Annotated in this window: 1 protein-coding gene; it reads right to left on the bottom strand. The window is 64.8% G+C overall.

Features of this window, described 5'->3' with window-relative positions:
- The coding region (locus AC0L3D_RS36880) for an NAD kinase (protein WP_473647556.1) at positions 1-500 on the bottom strand (500 nt) is incomplete at its 3' end.
- Positions 501-644: the final 144 nt, after the last annotated feature.

Here is a 644-nt window from a genome sequence, read left to right as displayed (position 1 = left end):
ATCGGTCCGTGCGCGGAAAGGTTGTAGGCGGTCGAGCCCGCCGGCGTCGCGACCATCACACCGTCGCAGTTCAATTCCTCCAGCCGCACTTGCCCGTCCACGGTGATACGGATCTTGGCCGTCTGGTAGGACTGGCGCCATAGCGCAACCTCGTTGATCGCCAACGCCGAGATCGTTTCGCCTTCTGCGGTCACCGCCTGCATCTCCAGCGGACGGATGGTTTCGGCAACGGCCGCCGCGATGCGCCCGGTCAAACCGCTGGCACGGTATTCGTTCATCAGGAAGCCGATGGTGCCACGGTTCATGCCGTAGATTTTTTTTCCCGTGCTCATCGTGTCGCGCAAGGTCTGCAACAGGAAGCCGTCGCCGCCCAGCGCCACGACGATCTCTGCATCCTCGATGGACGCCTGGCCATAGCGCGCCGAAAGGCTCTCCAGCGCCGCCTTGGCGTCGGCGGTGTCGGACGAGACGAAGGCGAAGCGGCTGGCGGCTTTGTTCATGGCTCCCCAATGGCGATGTTGATGGCGACCGGTTGGTGGCGACCGGTTGCTTGGGCCGCGCCAGCGCCGGGTTAGCATGGGCTGGCAGATCTGCAAAGCGAGACATCTGGCGCCGCTTGATACAGCGCCGGGAGGAGCCGCCGG

The organism is Mesorhizobium sp. WSM4837 (genome assembly GCF_055811435.1).
Note: the sequence above shows the minus strand (reverse complement) of the source record. Positions and strands in the feature narration are given on the sequence as shown.